General features: G+C 70.6%; 14 protein-coding genes. 8 read left to right on the plus strand and 6 right to left on the minus strand.

Annotated features, from left to right (window positions below; translation table 11 throughout):
* Positions 1-24: 24 nt before the first annotated feature.
* Positions 25-1,209, minus strand: a complete 1,185-nt coding sequence (galK, locus tag OPU70_RS15320) for a galactokinase (protein WP_042541479.1) — start codon at positions 1,207-1,209, stop codon at positions 25-27.
* Positions 1,206-2,429 carry a galactose-1-phosphate uridylyltransferase gene (gene galT, locus OPU70_RS15325; RefSeq protein ID WP_498558169.1) on the minus strand — a complete coding sequence of 408 codons (1,224 nt, stop codon included), beginning with the start codon at positions 2,427-2,429 and terminating at the stop codon, positions 1,206-1,208. Before galT ends, galK begins: the two co-directional genes overlap by 4 nt.
* Before the next feature lie 167 nt (positions 2,430-2,596).
* Here galT and OPU70_RS15330 point away from each other — a divergent pair, with 167 nt between their 5' ends.
* From OPU70_RS15330 to OPU70_RS15360, 7 genes are all read left to right on the plus strand, one after another.
* Positions 2,597-3,547, plus strand: a complete 951-nt coding sequence (locus tag OPU70_RS15330; RefSeq protein WP_042541493.1) for a LacI family DNA-binding transcriptional regulator — start codon at positions 2,597-2,599, stop codon at positions 3,545-3,547.
* A gap of 361 nt (positions 3,548-3,908) precedes the next feature.
* The gene (locus tag OPU70_RS15335) at positions 3,909-5,072 is read left to right on the plus strand and encodes a Gfo/Idh/MocA family protein (protein WP_079113566.1); all 1,164 of its coding nucleotides are present in this window, start codon (positions 3,909-3,911) and stop codon (positions 5,070-5,072) included.
* Positions 5,073-5,074: 2 nt separating this feature from the next.
* Positions 5,075-6,274: a dihydrodipicolinate synthase family protein gene (locus OPU70_RS15340; protein WP_498558170.1), complete on the plus strand. Its 1,200-nt coding sequence runs from the start codon at positions 5,075-5,077 to the stop codon at positions 6,272-6,274.
* Positions 6,271-7,134, plus strand: coding sequence for a sugar phosphate isomerase/epimerase family protein (locus OPU70_RS15345; RefSeq protein ID WP_498558171.1), 864 nt, complete (start codon positions 6,271-6,273; stop codon positions 7,132-7,134). Before OPU70_RS15340 ends, OPU70_RS15345 begins: the two co-directional genes overlap by 4 nt.
* A gap of 332 nt (positions 7,135-7,466) precedes the next feature.
* Positions 7,467-8,225: a sugar phosphate isomerase/epimerase family protein gene (locus tag OPU70_RS15350; RefSeq protein ID WP_455905547.1), complete on the plus strand. Its 759-nt coding sequence runs from the start codon at positions 7,467-7,469 to the stop codon at positions 8,223-8,225.
* An 81-nt stretch (positions 8,226-8,306) separates the two neighbouring features.
* Positions 8,307-9,362, plus strand: a complete 1,056-nt coding sequence (locus OPU70_RS15355) for a LacI family DNA-binding transcriptional regulator (protein WP_498558172.1) — start codon at positions 8,307-8,309, stop codon at positions 9,360-9,362.
* Positions 9,362-10,462: a glycerate kinase gene (locus OPU70_RS15360; protein WP_498558173.1), complete on the plus strand. Its 1,101-nt coding sequence runs from the start codon at positions 9,362-9,364 to the stop codon at positions 10,460-10,462. Before OPU70_RS15355 ends, OPU70_RS15360 begins: the two co-directional genes overlap by 1 nt.
* Positions 10,463-11,003: 541 nt before the next feature.
* Here OPU70_RS15360 and pgm read toward each other — a convergent pair.
* Entirely contained in the window at positions 11,004-12,647 is a 1,644-nt protein-coding gene (gene pgm, locus OPU70_RS15365; RefSeq protein WP_498558174.1) for a phosphoglucomutase (alpha-D-glucose-1,6-bisphosphate-dependent), read from the minus strand.
* A 62-nt stretch (positions 12,648-12,709) separates the two neighbouring features.
* Here pgm and pheA point away from each other — a divergent pair, with 62 nt between their 5' ends.
* Positions 12,710-13,660 carry a prephenate dehydratase gene (gene pheA, locus OPU70_RS15370; protein WP_042541487.1) on the plus strand — a complete coding sequence of 317 codons (951 nt, stop codon included), beginning with the start codon at positions 12,710-12,712 and terminating at the stop codon, positions 13,658-13,660.
* 13 nt (positions 13,661-13,673) lie between these two features.
* Here pheA and OPU70_RS15375 read toward each other — a convergent pair whose 3' ends face one another.
* The 3 genes from OPU70_RS15375 to OPU70_RS15385 are packed head-to-tail and all read right to left on the minus strand — an operon-like array spanning position 13,674 to position 18,672.
* Positions 13,674-15,740: a molybdopterin oxidoreductase family protein gene (locus OPU70_RS15375; RefSeq protein WP_498558175.1), complete on the minus strand. Its 2,067-nt coding sequence runs from the start codon at positions 15,738-15,740 to the stop codon at positions 13,674-13,676.
* On the minus strand, positions 15,737-17,278 hold the full coding sequence (locus OPU70_RS15380) for an FAD-dependent oxidoreductase (protein WP_498558176.1): 1,542 nt from the start codon (positions 17,276-17,278) through the stop codon (positions 15,737-15,739). Before OPU70_RS15380 ends, OPU70_RS15375 begins: the two co-directional genes overlap by 4 nt.
* 2 nt (positions 17,279-17,280) lie before the next feature.
* Positions 17,281-18,672, minus strand: a complete 1,392-nt coding sequence (locus OPU70_RS15385; protein ID WP_498558177.1) for an MFS transporter — start codon at positions 18,670-18,672, stop codon at positions 17,281-17,283.
* Between the last annotated feature and the right edge of the window lie 62 nt (positions 18,673-18,734).

Consider the following 18,734-nt stretch of genomic DNA (forward strand, 5'->3'; position numbering starts at 1 on the left):
GCGACCAGCGGACCCTGACTCCGGTCAGGCGTCGCGGCGCGCTCCGGCCGACGGGGTGACGGTGAAGATCACGGGGGCCGTGAACCCGGAGGCGGCGAACGCAGCGTTCACGGCATCCGTCACCTGCTGCACGGCATCCTGCTCGATGAGCGCGATCGCGGCTCCGCCGAACCCACCGCCGGTCATCCGAGCGCCGATGGCACCGGCGGCGAGGGCGGCCTCGACCGCCGTGTCGAGCTCGGGCACCGAGATCTCGAAGTCGTCGCGCATCGAGGCATGAGAGGCCACGAGCAGGTCGCCGATGGAGCGGGGGCCCTCTTCGCGCAGCACCTTCACAGTGTCGAGCACGCGCTGGTTCTCGGTGACCACGTGGCGCACTCGACGGAAGGTCACGTCGTCCATGAGCTCTTCGGCGCGGGCCAGGTCGTCGACCGAGACGTCGCGCAGGCTCGGCACGCCCATGATCGCGGCGCCGCGCTCGCAGGCGGCGCGGCGCTCGCCGTAGCCGCCGGTGGAGTGGGCGTGCTTGACGCGCGTGTCCATCACGAGGATCGCGAGGCCGGCCTCGGCGATGCCGACCTGCACGAGGTTCGCGTCGAGCGAGCGGCAGTCGAGGAAGATCGCCGCGTCGGGCTCGCCGAGCATCGAGGCCATCTGGTCCATGATGCCGGTCGGAGCGCCGACTGCCTCGTTCTCGGCTCGACGGCCGACGCGCGCGAGGGCGGTGCGGTCGAGTCCGGCGGCCCAGAGGTCGTTCAGGGCGGATGCCGTGGCGCTCTCGATCGCGGCGGACGACGAGAGTCCTGCGCCGACCGGGACGTCGGAGGTGATCGCGATGTCGAGGCCGCGGCCGTCCGCACCCGCCTGACGGAGCGCCCAGGCTACGCCGAGCGGGTATGCGGCCCATTCGGGCACCCCGGGGGCGGTGCCAGACGGGGTGGGGAACAGCTCGTCGAGCTCGTCGAGGGAGACCTCGACCGGTGCATCGGCGAAGGTCGATGCGACGCGCACGCGGCCGAGGCCGTCGTCGCGGATCCCGACGGCCGCGTAGGTGCGGTGCGGGATCGCGAACGGCAGCACGAAGCCGTCGTTGTAGTCGGTGTGCTCGCCGATCAGGTTCACTCGTCCCGGCGCCGACCAGACACCGTCGGGGGCGCGGCCGGTGAGGTCGGTGAAGAGCGCCGTCGCGGCCTCGATGGTGGTGGTCATGCGGATGCCTCGTCTGCGGTGTCTGCGGTGTCTGCGGATGCGTGGGTGGAGTCTGCCTTCGCGATGGCCTCGCGGATGCGGGCGGCGCCCTGTTCGGGGGTGACCTCGGCGGCCCAGGCCCACATCGCGGCCTCGGAGCCGGCGAGGAACTTGAGCTTGTCGGCGGCCCGGCGGGGGCTGGTCAGCTGTAGATGCAGCCGCACGCTGTCGCGACCGACGTTCACGGGAGCCTGATGCCAGGCGGCGATGTACGGGGTCGGGGTGTCGTAGAGCGCGTCGACGCCACGGAGCAGGCGCAGGTAGAGGGGAGCGAGCTCGTCCCGCTCGGCATCCGTCGTCTCGGCGAAATCGGGCACGTGGCGGTGCGGCATCAGGTGCACCTCGAGAGGCCAGCGGGCGGCGAAGGGCACGAAGGCCGTCCAGTGCTCTCCGCGGAACACGACGCGCTCGGACGCCTGCTCGGACTCGAGGATGTGCTGGAACAGGTCGGGAGCGGTGCGGTCGATCGAGTCGAGCAGCCGCGTGGTGCGCGGCGTCACGTAGGGGTACGCGTAGATCTGGCCGTGGGGGTGGGGGAGCGTGACCCCGATGGCCTCGCCGCGGTTCTCGAACGGGAAGATCTGCTGGATTCCCGGGAGCTGGGAGAGCGCTGCGGTGCGGTCGGCCCAGGCCTCGATCACGGTGCGGGCGCGCGTGACCGACTGCGTGCCGAACGATCCGGTGTGCTCGGGGCTGAAGCAGACGACTTCGCAGCGTCCGACCGACGTGCGGGTGCGGCCGAGGCCCAGAGCGCTGAGGTCGTCGAGTCCGCGCGGAGGGTTGCTCGCTGCGGGGGCGGTGCCGGTGGCCTCGGCCAGGGCGGGGCCGAACGCGGGCGAGCGGTTCTCGAACACGGCGACGTCGTAGAGCGACGGCACCTCAGACGGGTTGGTCGGCGACTGCGGAGCGAGCGGGTCGGCGTCGGCGCTCGGCATCATCACGCGGTTCTGCCGGTTCGCGGCGACGGTGATCCAGTCGCCCGTCAGCACGTCGAGGCGCATCGTGGCGGTCTCGCCGCGGGCATCGAGGGTGCGTGCGTCGACCGCGCGCTCGGCATCGAGCGTCGTGTCGGGGTCGTCGAAGTAGATCAGCTCGCGGCCGTCGGCGAGCGTGGTGGCCCGTTTGATGATTCCGGCTGAGAGAGTCTCGGTTCGCAACTCAGGAGATTCGTGCGTGTTCACGTAAACATGGTACGCACATCGTCGTGGTAACGTCAACATTCCGAGAGTTGTGGACAGACTTCGACGGAGACGGACCGAGTGATGTGTGGAGGATGCCGATGAACGACGACCTCGCGCTCAGCGGAGACCGGCCGCGTCGCAGTCGCCCCGCATCGGGTCGGGTGTCGATGGCGATGGTCGCCTCTCGCGCCGGCGTCTCGGGTCAGACCGTCTCACGCGTCGTCAACGACAGCCCCCGCGTCGACCCCGCCACCCGTGAACGTGTCGAGACGGCGATGGCCGAGCTCGGTTATCGCCCGCATCGCGCCGCGCGGGCGCTGCGCACCGGCCGCTCGCAGACCATCGGGCTCGTCGTCACCACTCTCGCGACGGTCGGCAACTCGCGGATGCTGCAGGCCACCGCCGAGGCAGCGGCGGAACGCGGCTATGCGCTCACCCTCGTGACGGCGGGCGACAGCGTCGCCGACGCCTTCGAGCGGCTCGCCGAGCAGGAGGTCGACGGGGCGATCGTGCTGAACGAGGCGTCCGCTCTGGTTCCCGAAGCCCAACGCCCGCCCGGTCTGCGACTGGTCGTGGTCGATGCGCCGGCGTCAGCCGAGCTCGCCGTCGTGCACAGTGACCACGTTGGCGGCGCCGCCGCGGCGACCGCCCACCTGTTGAGCCTCGGCCACGAGACCGTGCACCATCTCGCCGGTCCTTCCGGGTCGTTCGCCGCGGCGGAACGCGAGCGCGGGTGGAGGCAGGCCCTCGCGGACGCGGGCATCGAGCCCGCGCCCGTCGTCCGCGGCGACTGGACGGCCGAGGCCGGTTTCGTCGCCGGGGAGGCGTTGCGCGCAGCATCCGCCGTCTTCTGCGCCAACGACCAGATGGCGCTCGGGCTGCTGCGGGCCTTCGCCGAGGCGGGGCGGCGGGTTCCCGAAGACGTCGGCGTCGTCGGGTTCGACGACGTGCCGGATGCCGCGAACTACCGGCCTCCGCTGACGACGATCCGCCAGGACTTCACGGCGCTCGCGCAGCGCGCCGTGGGTCTGCTCGTCGCAGAGATCGAGGGCACGCCGGGCGTCGCGGCATCCGCTGTCGTCCCGACTCTTCTGATCGACCGCGCCAGCACCCGCTGAGGCGCTCGGTTCTTCACGCGGGCAGCCGCCCGTCTCGCCCTGCGGGGTCAGAGGCGCGCCCGGCGCACGGTGTGGGGCCAGAGATCGCACCCGGCGCACGGTGCGGGGTCGAAAACGCATCTGGCGCACGGTGCGGGGTCAAAAAAGCACCCGAACAGGCCGGTTCGGATGCGGAATTGACCTCTGCACCCGGCCCCGCCCAGCGAGACCCCTCGCAGAAGTAAAGGAGAGCGTTTTCCCCACTGCTTGCACATAAGCCTCGGGCGTGGCATGCTGACGGAAAGCGCTTACCCGCGCCGGATCGCACACAGGGGTTTCCCCGCAGAGGATGCGGGATCTGAAAGAAGAGAACGGACCAGCAATGTCGCAGACGACAACCCGCGAGATCGGGATCATCATGAACGGCGTCTCGGGACGCATGGGCTACCGGCAGCACCTCGTGCGGTCGATCCTCGCGATCCGCGAAGAGGGCGGCATCGAGCTGCCCGACGGATCCCGCATCACGGTGAAGCCGCTGCTCGTCGGCCGCAATGAGGCCAAGCTCGCCGAGCTCGCCGCCAAGCACGGCATCGAGGACTACACGACCGACCTCGACGCGGCCCTCGCCGACCCGAAGTGGGAGATCTACGCCGACTTCCTCGTGACCAAGGCCCGTGCCTCCGCTCTTCGCAAGGCGATCGCGGCAGGCAAGGCCATCTACACCGAGAAGCCCACCGCGGAGTCGCTGGACGAGGCTCTCGAGCTCGCGCGTCTCGCCGATGAGGCGGGCGTCAAGACCGGCGTCGTGCACGACAAGCTCTACCTGCCCGGCCTGCAGAAGCTCAAGCGCCTGATCGACTCGGGCTTCTTCGGCCGCATCCTGTCGGTGCGAGGCGAGTTCGGCTACTGGGTGTTCGAGGGCGATTGGCAGCCCGCGCAGCGCCCCAGCTGGAACTACCGCACCGAAGACGGCGGCGGCATCATCGTCGACATGTTCCCGCACTGGAACTACGTGCTCGAGAATCTGTTCGGCGAGGTCAAGAGTGTCTACGCGCAGGCTGCCGTGCACATCGCCGACCGCTGGGACGAGAACGGCGAGCACTACACCGCCACCGCCGAAGACGCGGCATACGGCATCTTCGAGATCGAGGGCGGCATCATCGCCGAGATCAACTCGAGCTGGACGGTGCGCGTGAACCGCGATGAGCTCGTCGAGTTCCAGGTCGACGGCACCCACGGATCCGCCGTGGTCGGACTCTTCGGCGCGAAGATCCAGCCGCGCAACGCGACGCCGAAGCCGGTGTGGAACCCCGACCTCGAAGACAGTCATGACTACGACGCCGACTGGCAGCAGGTGCCCACGAACGACGTCTTCCTCAACGGCTTCCGTCAGCAGTGGGAGGAGTACCTGGTCTCGTTCGTCGAGGGCACGAAGTACCCCTTCGACCTGCTTTCGGGTGCTCGTGGCGTGCAGTTCGCCGAGGCCGGTCTGACCTCCAGCGCCGAGGGCCGCAAGGTCGCGCTCGAGCCGCTGACGCTGGGCTGAGCATGAGCACTCTCCGACTTCTCGACACCGCGGGCGCGGTGACGGACGCCGAGCTGCGCGAGGGCGGTGGGTACTCGCGACCGTCCTCGCCGCTGCAGAGCCGCGTCGCTTACGCCGCAGCTCACGTCGTGCCCAAGGTGCACGCCGACAACACCCCGGGGCAGCCCGCCGACATCGATTGGGATTCGACGCTCGCGTTCCGCCGCAACGTGTATTCGTGGGGACTCGGCGTCGCCGATGCCATGGACACCGCGCAGCGCAACATGGGCCTGGATGCCGCGGCGACGCGCGAGCTCATCGCACGCAGCGCCGAGGTCGCCCGCGAGGAGGGTGGCTCCGTCGTGGTCGGCGTCAACACCGATCACGTCGCCGAGTCGCACATCACGCTCGACCAGGTGATCGATGCCTACAAGGAGCAGCTGCACTTCACCGAGGAGCAGGGCGCGGGCCCCGTGCTCATGGCCTCGCGCCACCTCGCCCGCGTCGCGGAGAGCGCCGACGACTACCGTCGCGTCTACCGCGAAGTGCTCTCGTCGGCCACGGTTCCGGTCGTGCTGCACTGGCTCGGCACGGCCTTCGATCCTGAGCTCGCCGGCTACTTCGGCGCGGACGACTGGCAGACGGCATCCGCTGTGCTGCTCGACGTCATCGCGGAGCAGCCCGACAAGGTCGCGGGCGTGAAGATGAGCCTGCTGAACGCCGAGTCCGAGATCTCGGTTCGTGAGCAGCTTCCGCAGGGCGTGCGCATGTTCACGGGCGACGACTTCAACTACGTCGGCCTCATCGGCGGCGACACTACCCGGTCGTCGAGCGAGGAGCGAAGCACCGAGACGAAACGCACCCATTCCGATGCGCTGCTCGGCGCGTTCGCGGCGATCACCCCGGTGGCGTCCGCAGCGATCCAGGCGCTGGATGCCGGAGCCCCTGCCCGCTACCTCGAGATCCTCGGACCGACCGAAGAACTGAGCCGCCAGGTGTTCGCCGCTCCGACGTTCTATTACAAGACCGGAGTCGCCTTCCTCTCCTGGCTCAACGGGCATCAGCCCGCGTTCCAGATGGTCGGCGGTCTGCACTCGGCGCGGAGCCTTCCGCACCTCAGCCGCATCGTCGAGCTGGCCAACGCGTCGCTCGCATTGGAGAAGCCCGAACTCGCGCGCGAGCGCTGGCACGGGATGCTGCGCCTGAACGGGGCGGATGCATGATCGTCGATCCCCGCCTGTCGATCAATCAGGCGACCATCAAGCACGCCGACCTCGCGACGGCGCTGCGGGTGACGGCGGATGCCGGCGTCCAGGCGATCGGTCTGTGGCGCGAGCCCGTGAACGAGGTCGGGCTCGACGTCGCCGCGCAGATGCTCGCCGACTCGGGTCTGCGCTTCACGACGCACTGCCGCGGTGGCTTCTTCACCCTTCCCGAGGGTCCGGAACGCGTCGCCGCACTCGACGACAACCGCCGAGCGATCGAGGAGACCGCAACCCTCGCCGCGGCCGGTGCCGACGGATCGACGGCCGTGCTCGTGCTCGTCGCCGGCGGGCTGCCCGCCGGTTCCCGCGATCTGATCGGCGCTCGCGAACGAGTGCGCGACGCGATCGGCGTGCTCGCTTCCGACGCGAAGGCGGCGGGGGTGACGCTGGCGATCGAGCCGCTGCATCCGATGTACGCCTCCGACCGCGCTGTCGTCTCGACCCTCGGGCAGGCGCTCGACATCGCCGCCGACTTCGACGCCGATGTCGTGGGCGCAGCAGTCGACACGTTCCACATCTGGTGGGATCCGCAGGTGCTCGAGCAGATCGCGCGCGCCGGTCGAGAGGGCCGCATCGCGACCTATCAGGTGTGCGACTGGAAGACCCCGCTCGCCGCCGACGTGCTGCTGTCGCGGCACTACACCGGCGACGGCGTGATCGACTTCGGTGCGCTCACCCGCGCCGTGATCGAGACGGGCTACGACCGCGATATCGAGGTCGAGATCTTCAACGCCGACGTCTGGTCGGATGCTCCCGAGAACGTCGTGCGGCGCACGGCCGAGACCTTCGCCGCCGCGGTCTCGCCGTACCTGCGCTGACGTCGGGGACTCGATCGCCGAAGGCGGGCCGCTCGCGTGCGAAAGGCGTGCCACATGCAGGACCAGGGCACGGATGCCGGGCCGGAACACGGCTTCTCGTCCTGCATCCGTGCCTCGATCCTGCAGGCGGCAGAGGGCTCTTCGGACGGCGGCCCGGATCGGAACCGGTCGGGGTCCCACGTGCAGGGCCAGGGCACGGATGCCGGGCCGGAACACGATTCCGGTCCTGCATCCGTGCCTCGATCCTGCAGGCGGTGCAGCGGGCTGACACGAAGAGAGCCGCCGGGCGCAACCCCCGAGACACCCACGCAGACCGTTGAGAGGATGAACCCATGACAACGATCCGGCCAGGACTCTGCTCGGTGACCTTCGCGTCGCTGAGCGTCGAACGCGTCGTCGAGCTCGCAGCCGAGGCGCGACTCGAGGTCATCGAGTGGGGTGCCGACACGCACGTGCCGGCCGGGGACGTCGAGCAGGCGGCGAGGGCGGCGAGGCTGACGACGGATGCCGGGCTGGTGTGCTGCTCGTACGGCTCGTACTTCCGCGCCGGTGCCGACGAGGCGGTCACTCCCGTGCTCGACACCGCCGAGGCTCTCGGCGTCGACCGCGTGCGCGTCTGGGCGGGTTCGATCGGATCCGACGAGGCCGCACCGCAGGACTGGGCGGCGACGATCGCCCGACTGCAGGATGCGGTCGACGAGGCGAGCGCGCGGGGCATGTCCCTCGCGCTCGAGTTCCATTCGGGCACGCTCGCCGACACCGCGCCGACGACACTCCGAGTGCTCGAGGAGGTCGCGAGGCCCACGCTCAGCACCTACTGGCAGCCCACGGTCGGTGCCGCGGTCGACGCGGTGCTCGACGAGTATCGCGCGATCGCAGACCATGTGAGCGCCGCGCACGTGTTCTCGTGGTGGCCCGACCACGACCGGCTGCCGCTGCGGGCACGTGATGCCCTCTGGACCCGGTTCTTCGGAGAGGCGCAGTCTGCGCCGACGCCCCCGAGAGACGCACTGCTCGAGTTCGTGCCCGGTGATGATCCGGCGATGCTGCGTGGCGAGGCCGCGACGCTCCGCTCGTACCTCTCGCTCTAAGGCCGGCATGCACGTCAGCACTCGGGATGCCGCCGCCCACTGTTCCTCGGCGACGCCCGCATCGCACAGTATGCTCGGGGCATGAGTCAGCAGGAAAGCCCTTCCCGGGTGCGTCAGCCGCGGCACTCCCGAGGCGCAGCCCCGACCCTGCACGACGTGGCCCGAGAGGCCGGGGTCTCCCTCGCCACGGCATCCCGCGTTCTGAACGGATCCGAGCGCAAGGTCGCCGAGTCCTTCCGTGAGCGCGTCGAGCAGGCGGCGGCCGAGCTGGGCTACACGGCGAACGCGTCTGCTCAGGCCACCGCCCGCGGCAGCTCACCCGTGATCGCGCTGCTCGTCGCCGACATCGCCGACCCGTACTTCGGACTCATCGCCGCGGGCGTCGCTCGTGGAGCCGACGAGCACGGTCTCGTCGTCACGATCGCGATCACCGAGCGCGACCCGGCTCGCGAGGCGCGCATCGTGCGCGCGCTGCGCGGACAGCGACCCCAGGGCCTGATCCTCGCCGCCTCACGCACGAACGAGCCGACCGACTCCGACACCTCGCGCGAGCTCGCGGAGTACGCCCGGTTCGGCGGGCAGGTGGTCACCTTCGGGGCCGGCAGCGCAGAGAACCGCCACGTCGAGATCGACAACCGCGCCGGTGCGGAGGCGCTGGGCCGCCGCATGGCGTCGCTCGGCTACCGCTCGGCCACCGCGATCGGCGCGGCCGAGGGGGTCCTGACCTCAGACGAGCGTCTCGCCGGATTCCGCGCCGGCTTCGAATCAGGCGGCGGCACGATCGATCGGCTGATCCGTGGCGACTTCCGTCGCGAATCCGGTGTGCAGGCGATGTCGGCGGCGCTCGCCGATGGCGTCGAGCCGGGCACTCTCGTGTTCGGCATGAGCGATGTCGTCGCGATCGGTGCGATGTCGGCGATCCGCGACGCGGGTCGTGAGATCGGCTCCGACATCGCCGTCTGCGGTTTCGACGATGTGCCGTCGTCGAGCGATGTCACGCCGGCGCTCACGACCGTGCGGGTGCCGCTGAGCGAGGTCGGCTACCAGGCCTTCCGAGCGACGGTCGACGCCGACTGGCAGCAGGCGGCGCTGCCGCTCGAGGTCATCGTGCGGTCGAGCACCCCCGGTATCACCTGATGACCCGCGTCGTGCTGGCGCCGGACAGCTTCAAGGGCACGATCACCGCGGCGGATGCGGCGGCATCCCTCGCCGCGGGCTGGGCGTCGGTCGATCCTTCCGCGACGTTCGTGCACCGGCCGATGGCAGACGGCGGCGAGGGCACCGTCGCCGCATTCGCCGCGGCCGTGCCGGGGGCGCGACGCATGCCGGTCGTCGTCGACGGGCCCGCTGGCGTGCCGCTGAAGACCAGCTGGCTGCTGCTGCCCGCATCCGCCGGGTCTGCTGGCGGCACCGGCGTCATCGACCTCGCCTCGACCTCGGGCATCGAACTTCTCGACGACCTGCGCCCGTGGGACGCCGACACCACCGGCTTCGGTCAGGCTATCGCCGCGGCCCTCGACCACGGCGTCACACGACTGGTGGTCGGCATCGGATCGAGTGCGTCGACAGACGGCGGCACCGGGATGCTGTCCGCACTCGGTGCCCGATTCCTCGACGCCTCCGGTGAGTCCGTCGTCCACGGTGCGCGCGGCCTCGCAGACATCGCATCCGTCGACCTGAGCGCCCTGCGCACCGCGCCTCAGGTGCGCGTGCTCACCGACGTCACCAACCCGCTCGTCGGCCCTCGGGGTGCCGCCGCCGTGTTCGGACCGCAGAAGGGTCTCGACGCCTCCGAGCTCTCAGACGTGGATGCCGGGCTCGCCCGACTCGCCGACCTGCTCGGCCTCGATGCCGCTCTGCCCGGCACCGGAGCCGCCGGGGGCACGGGTGGTGCGCTCGTCGTCTGGGGAGCGGCACTCGCTCCCGGAGCCGCCGAAGTGGCGGAGCTCATCGGGCTCGCGGACGCGATCTCCGACGCCGACGTCGTCATCACGGGCGAGGGCTCGTACGACGGTCAGTCCGGCGACGGCAAGGTGCCTTCGTTCATCGCGGGCCTCGCGGCATCGGCCGGGGCCGTCGCGCTGCTCGCGGCCGGGCGCATCACCGCCGACTCCGATGTGTCGCTGTTCGCGGCATCCGCGTCTCTCACCGACATCGCCGGATCGTCGGATGCCGCTCTCGCGGAGCCTGCGCGCTGGTTGCGCGAGGCCGGCGCGCTGCTTGCCAGTTCGGTCTGACCGGCCGCTGCTGCCGCCTCTGCTTCGGGCTGCCCCCGCGCAGCATCCGATCGCGCTCGTCTGCGGTGGTCGAAAGAGCATCCCAGGCGGCCGTTTCCGGTGGTTCTTCGACCACGCACGTCTGTGCAACCCGCAATGGCGCGCAGTCACGGTCTGCGGTGGTCGAAAATGCATCCCAGGCGGCCGTTTCCGGTGGTTCTTCGACCACGCACGTCCGTGCAACCCGCAATGGCGGGCAGTCACCGTCTGCGGTGGTCGAAAACGCATCCGAAGTCGCTGCGTCGGATGTGTCTTCGACCCCGCACCCGCGTTGGGTGGCTGTTTCGACCCGGCCTGCGCATGGCGTCCGCCAGGTGGGGTCGCTTTCGCATCGCTGAGCCCAGGCGCTCCCGATCCCGGATGCTCTCGACCCCGGCATGCGCGACCCCGGCATGCGCGACCCCGGGATGCGCGACCCCGGCGTGCGCTGACCCCGGATGCACTTCTGCCCCCGCACGGGCGGCGTGCGGGGGCAGAAGACGGACGGAAGCGGTACGCCGGGTCAGTCGCCGAGGGCGGCCGACACGACGGCGCGAGCCTCGGCCTGCACCTCGGCGAGGTGCTCGGGGCCGCGCAGGCTCTCGGCGTACAGCTTGTAGACGTCTTCGGTGCCGGACGGGCGCGCGGCGAACCATGCGTGCTCGGTCTGCACCTTGAGTCCGCCGATCGCGGCGCCGTTGCCCGGTGCGTGCGACAGCTTGGAAGTGATCTCCTCGCCCGCCAGGGTCGTCGCCGAGACGGCATCCGGCGCCAGCTTGCCGAGCGTCGCCTTCTGCGCCGGCGTCGCCGGGGCGTCGACGCGCTGGTAGGCCGACGAACCGAAGGCCTGCTCCAGCTCGGCGTACCGCTCCGACGGGGTCTTGCCCGTCACGGCGATGATCTCGGCCGCGAGCAGGCACAGCAGGATGCCGTCCTTGTCGGTCGACCACACCGTGCCGTCCTTGCGGAGGAACGATGCTCCGGCCGACTCCTCGCCGCCGAAGGCCACGGATCCGTCGAGCAGCCCGGGCACGAACCACTTGAAGCCGACGGGCACCTCGAGCAGGCGGCGTCCGAGCGACTCGGCGACGCGGTCGATGATCATCGACGACACGAGGGTCTTGCCGATCGCGGCGTCGCGCGGCCACTCGGCGCGGTGCGAGAACAGGTAGTCGATGGCGACCGCGAGGTAGTGGTTGGGGTTCATCAGCCCGGCGTCGGGGGTGACGATGCCGTGGCGGTCGGCATCCGCATCGTTGCCGGTGAGCACGTCGTAGTCGGCCTTCTTGGCGACCAGCGAGGCCATCGCCGACGGGGATGACGGATCCATGCGGATCTTCTCGTCCCAGTCGAGCGTCATGAAGCGCCAGGTCGGGTCGACCTCGGGGTTCACGACGGTCAGGTCGAGGTCGTAGACCTCCTTGATGAGCGCCCAGTACTCGACCGAGGCTCCGCCGAGGGGGTCGGCTCCGATGCGCACCCCGGCGGTGCGGATCGCGTCGATGTCGATGATGGTGGCCAGATCGCGCACATAGGCGTCGCGGAAGTCGTATCCGGGAAGCGCGTCCCAGTCGATATCGGCGAAGCGCTCGCGCTTGACTTCGACCAGACCGCCGGCGATCAGCTCGTTGGCGCGGTCGGCGATCCAGCCGGTCGCGTCGGTGTCTGCCGGTCCGCCGTGCGGCGGGTTGTACTTGAACCCGCCGTCCCTCGGCGGGTTGTGCGACGGGGTGACGACGATGCCGTCGGCGCGGCCGGCGGCATCCGGCGCGAGGTCGCGGTTGAAGGTGAGGATCGCGTGGCTGAGCGCCGGGGTCGGCACCCACGCGTCGCGGGAGTCGACTCGGACGTCGACGCCGTTCGCGACCAGCACCTCGATGGCGCTGCGCTCGGCCGGCAGCGACAGGGCGTGCGTGTCACGACCGAGGAACAACGGGCCGGTGATGCCCTGCGCCGCGCGGTAGTCGACGATCGCCTGGGTGGTGGCCAGGATGTGGTTCTCATTGAAGCTCTTGGTGAGCGACGACCCGCGATGACCGCTCGTCCCGAACGCGACCCGCTCGGCGGCGACGCCGGGGTCGGGGACACGATCGTAGTAAGCGGCGATCAGCTCGTCGACATCGATCAGATCGGATTCTTCGGCTGGTAGGCCGGCACGGCTCGTCATGCAGACAGTCTGCCCCCATCTCGGCATCCGCGCATCTTCTGGGCCCCTACCCGTGCCCTAAGGTGAAACGCGTGACTGAACGCCGCACCTACAGCTATCTCGGCCCCGCCGGAACATTCACCGAAGCGGCGCTCGAGCAGGTCGCCGAAGCGCGAGGCCAGGACTGGCGTGCCGTGCACAACGTCGGCGAGGCGCTCGCCGACGTGCTCGAGGGTCGAAGCGATGCCGCCATGATCGCGATCGAGAACTCGATCGAGGGCGGCGTCTCGACCACTCAGGATGCTCTGGCGACGCTGCCCGGCCTGCGGATCGTCGGCGAGTACCTGGTGCCGGTGAACTTCGTGCTCGTGGCTCCGCGCGGCACCACGCTGGCCGATGTGCAGGTGATCGCCGCGCACCCCGTCGCCTATGCGCAGTGCCATGGCTGGCTAGGCGAGCACCTTCCGACGCACTCGCACGTCCCGGCGGCGAGCAACGTGGCGTCGGCGATCGGCATGCTCGACGGCGGTCTTCCCGCGCAGGCGGCCATCGCCGCTCCCGGCGTCGTGAAGCACCTCGACGTCGACGTGCTGGCCGAGGACATCGGTGACAACGCCCAGGCCGTCACCCGCTTCGTGCTCGTCACCCGCACCACCACGGCACCGGCTCCCACCGGCGCCGACAAGACCTCGCTGATCGTCGAACTGCCGAACGATCACCCGGGTTCGCTCCTCGAGATGCTCGAGCAGTTCTCGACCCGTGGCATCAACCTCTCACTGATCCAGTCGCGTCCGATCGGCGACGAGCTCGGCCGCTACCGGTTCGTGATCGACGCCGACGGCCACATCGAGCACGAGCGCATGGCAGATGCTCTGCTCGGCATCCGTCGTTTCAGCCCCCGCGTGGTGTTCCTCGGGTCCTACCCGCGGGCCGACCGGCAGATCGTGCAGTACCCCGAGCGCTACTCCGACGACATCTTCGTCGAGGCACGCGACTGGCTGCGCGGCATCCTCTCGGGCGAACCCGAGGACTGAGACCGACCCCGGGTCAGACCGCGCTGAGCTGCACGAGCGCCCGCTTGAACTCAGGCATCGCCGAGTGCGGATCGACCCGGTCGTCGGTGAGCAGATTCGCACTCTCGCCATCGGGGTAGTGGAACGGCAGGAACACCGTGTCGGGCCTGATGTCGTGCGTCAGCTCGGCCCGCGCCTGCACCGTGCCGCGGGAGTTCGAGAGGCGGATGCCGTCGCCCTCGCCGATCCCGTGGCGACGCGCCGTGGCGGGGTGCAACTGGGCGACGAGGGAAGGCCGCTTCTCGGTGAGTTCGGAGACGCGGCGGGTCTGCGTACCGCTCTGATACTGCTCGAGCAGTCGCCCGGTGATCAGTGTGAGCCGGTCGGCGCTCGGCGTCTGCTGCGCCCGCGCCCGCACCGCCACGAGCTTCGCGCGCCCGTCGGCGTGCGCGAACCGGTCGGCGAACAGACGGGGCGTGCCGAGGCTGCCGATCGGGAACGGCCAGTGCGCCTCGATGCCCAGGTCGAGCAGGGCGTGACTGAGCCCCGAGTAGTCGGCGCGGCCGCCGGCCGATGCGCGGGCGAGCTCGTCGAACACCTCTGAGGGGTCGAGGCTCCAGACGCCGGGGGCGTCGAGGCGGCGGGCGAGCTCGGCCATGATCCACAGCTCGCTGCGGGCTCCGGCGGGGGCGTCGACGGCCCGTCGGCGACGCAGCACCCGGCCCTCGAGGTTGGTCATGGTGCCCTCCTCCTCGGCCCACTGCAGCACGGGCAGCACGATGTCGGCGGCCTTCGCGGTCTCGGAGAGGAAGAAGTCGGCGACGACGAGCAGGTCGAGCCGGCCGAGGGCCTCTCGCACCGTCGAGACGTCGGGTGCAGACACGAAGACGTTGGAGCCGTGCACGAGCAGGGCGCGCACGCCGCCTGGCAGGCCGGCGGTCTGCAGCAGATCGACGGCCGGCACACCGGCGCCGGGGAGATCGTCGGGGTCGACACCCCACACCGCCGCGACGGACGCGCGCGCCACCGGGTCCGTGATCGACTGATACCCGGGCAGCTGGTCGGCCTTCTGCCCGTGCTCGCGTCCGCCCTGCCCGTTGCCCTGGCCGGTGAGGGTGCCGTAGCCGCACCCCGGAGTGCCCGGCAGTCCGAGCAGCAGCGCCAGGTTGATGGCAGCGGTCGCGGTGTCGGTGCCGTCGACGTGCTGCTCGACCCCGCGGCCGGTGAGGATGTACGTCGAGCCGGGTTCGGCCAGCCGGCGGGCGAGATCCCGGATGCTGCGCGCGGGCACCCCTGTGACGGTCTCGGCGCGCTCGGGCCACCACGCCGACACCGACTGCCGGAGCGCATCGAAGCCCGAGGTGCGCTGCCGCACGTAGCCCGAGTCGTACAGCTCTTCGGCGATCACGACGTGGGTCAATGCCAGCAGCAGAGCGAGATCGGTGCCCGGCACCGGCTGCAGATGGATGCCGGCCCCGTCGGCGCACAGCCGGGCCGTCGAGCTGCGGCGAGGATCGACGACGATGAGGCCGCCCCGTGCCCTGGCGCCCTGCAGGTGCGACACGAACGGCGGCATGGTGTCGCCGACGTTCGAGCCGAGCAGGAGAACCGTCTCGGCGGTGTCGAGGTCGGTCAGCGGGAAGGGGAGACCGCGGTCGATCCCGAAGGCGCGGTTGGCGGCGGCCGCGGCGGACGACATGCAGAAGCGGCCGTTGTAGTCGATGCGCGAGGTGCGCAGCGCGATGCGGGCGAACTTGCCGAGCTGGTAGGCCTTCTCGTTCGTGAGGCCGCCGCCGCCGAAGACGCCGATCGCATCGTGGCCGTCCTCCGCGGCGATCCCCTCCAGCTGAGCGGCGATCAGGTCGAGGGTGGAGTCCCACTCCGCCGGATGCAGCTCGCCGTCGTCGCCCCGCACCAGGGGAGTGGTGAGGCGCCCGGTGTCGGCGAGCAGCTCCGCCGACGTCCATCCCTTCTTGCACAGACCGCCGCGGTTGGTCGGGAAGTCGCGGCCCGTGACGGTCACCGGCAGGGCTTCTCCCGCGGTGGGAGTCAGCGTCATCGCGCACTGCAGCGCGCAGTAGGGGCAGTGGGTGTCGGTCATGCGACGGCCTCCGCGCGGTCGTGCAGCAGTTCGGTGATCCTGGCTCGGCATCCGCCGCATCCGGTGCCGGCGCGCGTGCAGTCCCCGATCGCGGCGACCGAGCTGCAGCCGTCATCGATCGCATCCTCGATCTGCCCGACGGTGACGGCGTTGCAGATGCAGAGCGTCGCGTCACGACCGGCAGGCGCCACCACGTCGGCATCGGGATCGTCGAGGCGCAGCAGCAGCGATCGGTCTGCGGGCAGCTCGCCGCCGCGCAGATACAGCACGCTCAGCTCCGCGGCGGCCCGCGGCATCCCGACCGCCACGAAACCGGTGAGGATGCCGTCGCGCGTCGCCATCTTGACGTAGGTGCCGTGCTCGGGGTCGGCCCACACCGCGATGCCCGGCGCATCCTCGCCCACAGGGACCGGCGCGAACGGGTCGGCCGAGACGTCGCCGGCCGAGGCGATGTCGACCAGCTCGCCCTTCAGCACGACGACCCCCGGATGCTCGTCCGTGAACTCGGCCGCGTCGCCGATGCCGTCCAGCTCGGCAGCGATGGTCGCGGCCAGCCAGCTCGCCTGCCGCCACCCTGGGCCGATGAGGCCGTGCGGTCCGCCGGGCACCTGGCGCTCGTGCAGGTGCTCGGCGGGGTCGGCGAGGTGGGCGCAGTCGCCGATCGCATGGATGCGGGGATCCGACCACGATCGCAGCGAGCTGTCGACGAGCACGCCGTTGCCGATGCGCAGTCCTGCCGCCTCGGCGAGCTCGGTGCGCGCCCTCACCCCGCACGACAGCACGAGCAGGTCGCCTTCGATGCGCTTGCCGTCGGAGCTGGCCAGCGCGCGGAACCGGCGGATGCCGTCGTCGCCCTCGACGCCGATGACGCCCTCGGCGCGCGTGTGCGGCACGAGCGTGACGCCGGCGGAGGCGAGGGCGGTCGAGAGGATGCTCGCCGATCCGCGGTCGAGCTGACGCGGCATCGGCATCGGGCCGAAGTGGGCGACCGAGGGCACGGCACCCGCATCGGCGAGCAGCATCGCGAGCTCGATTCCGAGCACGCCGGCCCCGAGCACCACCACCCGGCCGCCGCGCTCGACCACGGCCCGCACCTGCTCGGCATCCGCCAGGTCGCGCAGCACGCAGACGCCCGCGGTGAGGCTGGTGTCGAGGCCCGTGCCGTCCGGCCCCAGCGTGTCGAGTCCGTCGAGTGTCGGGACGATCGATCGCGCGCCGGTCGCGAGCACCAGCCGGTCATAGCCGACGTCCGAGCCGTCGGCGAGCTCGACGAGCTGCGCCTCGCGGTCGATGCGCACCGCTCGCGCTCCGAGACGCAGATCGATTCCCGGAAGGCCCGCTGCGGTGGCCAGGGTGAGTTCGTCGGCCGAGGCCTCGCCGACCGCGAGCTCCGCGAGGAGCACCCTGTTGTAGGGATTCGCCGTCTCCGCACCCAGCACGGTCACCGTCGCCCGGCCCTCGGAGACGAGGGGCAGGAGCTCCTCGGCGAAGCGGATGCCGACGGGCCCCGCGCCGATGACGACGATGCGCTCGGTCATGATCAGATCCGGTGTCCGGCGAGGGAGGCCCGGGGGATCAGGTAGACGAAGATCGTGATCAGGAGCAGCGCGACGTAGCCGGCCACGAACCCGCCGAACGCCGGGGCGTACGACCCTGTGCCGCTCTTCGCCGCGGCGAGCACCTGGGGGATCACGAATCCGCCATAGGCGCCGATCGCCGAGATCAGGCCCAGGGCGGCCGCACCCTTGCGCTGGGTGCTGACCGCGAGTGCATCACCCGCGGTCGCGGCTCCTCGCGCGGCGAAGACGTTGGGGATCATCCGGTAGGTCGCGCCGTTGCCGACGCCCGCGGCGACGAACAGCAGCAGGAAGCAGCCGAGGAAGAGCGTGAAGCTGTTCGCTTCGAGTGTGACGAGCAGCGAGAGGGCTCCGACGATCATGAGCGAGAAGGCGGCGATCGTCATCGGCGCACCGCCGAAGCGGTCGGCGAGCTTTCCGCCGTAGGGGCGGGCGAGCGAACCGACCAGCGCGCCGAGGAACGCCAGTGTGATCGAGGCGCTGCCGATCTGGAAGGTCGAGAACTCGGGAAAGGTGTCGGCGATGAGCTTCGGGAAGACGCTGGCGAAGCCGATGAACGATCCGAACGTCCCGATGTAGAGCAGCGAGAGCACCCACAGGTGCGGTTCGCGCAGGGCGGCGGCGGCTCCGGCGAAGTCGGCCTTGGCGGACGAGAGGTTGTCCATGTGGCGCCAGGCGCCCCAGACGGCGACGAGGATCAGCGGCACCCACATCCACCCGGCGAGCGAGAGGTTGAACGTGAAGGCGGCGGTCATCGAGACGACGATCGGCACCGCGAGCTGCGCCACGGACGTGCCGAGGTTGCCGCCGGCGGCGTTGAGGCCGAGCGCCCAGCCTTTCTCCTTCTGCGGGAAGAAGTAGGTGATGTTCGCCATCGAGCTGGCGAAGTTGCCGCCGCCGAAGCCGGCGAGGGCGGCCACGGCGAGCAGCACGCCGAACGGGGTCTCGGGGTCTTGCACGACGATGCCGAGCAGGACAGCCGGGATCAGCAGCAGGAGGGCCGAGACCATCGTCCAGTTGCGTCCGCCGAAGCGGGCGACGAGGAACGTGTAAGGGAATCGCAGGGTCGCGCCGACGAGGCTCGGCAGCGAGATCAGCCAGAACGACTCGGTGGTGCTGAGCGTGAAGCCGGCGGCCGGGAGCAGCACGACGACGATGCTCCAGAGCTGCCAGATGATGAACCCGAGGAACTCGGCGAAGATCGACCAGCCCAGGTTGCGGCGGGCGATCGCCTTGCCTTCGGCGGCCCAGAACGTCGGATCCTCGGGGTTCCACCCGTCGATCCAGCGACCGGGTCGATGGGTGAGCGTGACGGCGGGGGCATCGACGCTGCGTGTTCCGGTGGTCTGTGACATCGCGGCTCCTGGCGTTCGAGAGGGTGAATGCTCTGAACGTAGGCGGCGGATGTTGCAGGGCC

Source organism: Microbacterium sp. SWDP-B6, assembly GCF_059803615.1.